Origin of the sequence: Fictibacillus sp. B-59209 (genome assembly GCF_036216745.1) — a bacterium.
GTDB lineage: Bacteria > Bacillota > Bacilli > Bacillales > Fictibacillaceae > Fictibacillus_C > Fictibacillus_C marinisediminis.
This window is the reverse complement of record NZ_JARMMC010000023.1, coordinates 79,628-81,300: the sequence shown is the minus strand read 5'-3', so window position 1 is coordinate 81,300 and position 1,673 is coordinate 79,628. Positions and strand designations below refer to the sequence as shown.

At 39.4% G+C, this 1,673-nt stretch carries 2 protein-coding genes; both read left to right on the top strand.

The features are described from left to right. Positions 1 to 672 precede the first annotated feature (672 nt). Positions 673 to 1,035, top strand: coding sequence for an STAS domain-containing protein (locus tag P4361_RS19550; RefSeq protein ID WP_256227439.1), 363 nt, complete (start codon positions 673 to 675; stop codon positions 1,033 to 1,035). 201 nt (positions 1,036 to 1,236) lie between these two features. Continuing rightward, positions 1,237 to 1,632, top strand: coding sequence for a DoxX family protein (locus P4361_RS19545; RefSeq protein WP_328090612.1), 396 nt, complete (start codon positions 1,237 to 1,239; stop codon positions 1,630 to 1,632). Positions 1,633 to 1,673 lie beyond the last annotated feature (41 nt).

Sequence of the window (1,673 nt, the reverse complement as noted above, 5' to 3'; positions counted from 1 at the left end):
CACACTTTCTTCGTGCGATAACCCCGCTGCCGGAGCCTTCCTTGTCCTGCGGGACTAGCGTGACAGGTGAGACTCCCGCAGGCGCTAGCGCCAAGAGGCTCACCGCACGCCCCGCGGAAAGCGAGCATCCTGAAACGGAAATCAACCACTCCTAAGAGCAACAAAGGTTACGAAAACAGCCAAAGATAAAAAGCCTTTTCTAGACCATTACCTAACTTTCGAACCTCTTCCATTTCTTTTACAAGCTAATGGTTGCCCTCGATGATCTCAGGGAAATGAGCGTTTGCCAAAAACAAAACTAAGCGATCCAAATACAGGTTTAATGTGTTTATTTAATAATTCTTTATAATCTACACACTAATCTTTTATATTTACGTATTAAACTATTAACTGAAAGAACGGTAATGGATGCCTATTGTAATTTACGCAAACGGCAACTTAACCATGTGTTTCATTGCATCACTCAAAAATACGTAGTAGATTGGACGATATTCGCGACTCTGACAGTAACCGATTAAACTTTTAATGAAGATATTAGACAACATTGAAGGAGGAAACGATGACATTAACAAACGAACAAATTCTTACTGAGTTATCGGATCATCAACGAGCCATAGCAAAAACAGGTGGCCCTGCAATTACGGTAAAGTCTTTCTCCTGGAGTTTTGCCTTATGAGTATGTCAATGGGAAATGTTATGGATCTTAAAATTACACATGAAAAATTGAACGGCACTCATTATTTGGAATTAGTAGGAGAAGTTCAGAGCTACACGGCACCCAAGTTGAAAAAAATACTTGTCCCATTATCAGAAAAAACTAAACAAGACATAATTATTGATGTTGAAAAGATTGATTTCATAGATAGTGTTGGGTTAGGAGTTTTCGCTGGCGTGCTTAGATCAACGAAAAGGAACAACAGTACGTTAATGCTAAGAGGCATGACGAATCGCGTCCGCCGATTATTTGAGGTAACAGGGCTTATAGAAATGGTTGAATCCAGCAAGAACAAGAAGACCATGGAAACGTTTGCATAAATTTGGCTTGTAAAAAAGAATTATTCTTTAAAGTCATCCTTTACCTCATCTTTGTATTTTCGTCATTTACTTTTAAACCATTACTAGACTCAATGTTCTTATATTAAATTGAATAAAAAGTCTCATTCTACTCCTCATTCCCTTTGTATATGGATATGGTGAAACAAAAATTCAATGCAAAATTATTTTGAGGGGAATGAGATGATGAAGCGAATTCGTGTCTGGTATTGGGTCTTCACAGCATTGTTAGCAGCCTTAATGCTCGCAGGTTCCATTCCTGATATTCTCTTTGTTTCTGCTGCTGTGGATTTATTTAATCATTTGGGCTATCCTGACTATCTTTTGCCTTTTCTCGGAATTGCCAAATTGTTGGGTGTTATCGCCATTCTGGTGCCAGGCGTTCCAAGATTAAAAGAGTGGGCCTATGCCGGTTTTTTCTTCGATCTGGCCGGTGCGATGTATTCAACGATCGCTGTTGGAGATCCCTTCAGTTCATGGGTAATCTTTTTTGTTGGATTTATCTTGATTGCAGGTTCGTACGTTTTCCATCATAAGAAGTTAGCTGCAGTAACATTGAAAGATTCAACCCACACTTAAACCCCGATTTCATCAAACCTCAAAAGGGGCTGTCCTGAAAG

Coding starts and splice junctions, on each gene's coding strand:
- P4361_RS19545 (WP_328090612.1), top strand. CDS start 1,237: ATGATGAAGCGAATTCGTGTCTGGTATTGGGTCTTCACAGCATTGTTA.
- P4361_RS19550 (WP_256227439.1), top strand. CDS start 673: ATGAGTATGTCAATGGGAAATGTTATGGATCTTAAAATTACACATGAA.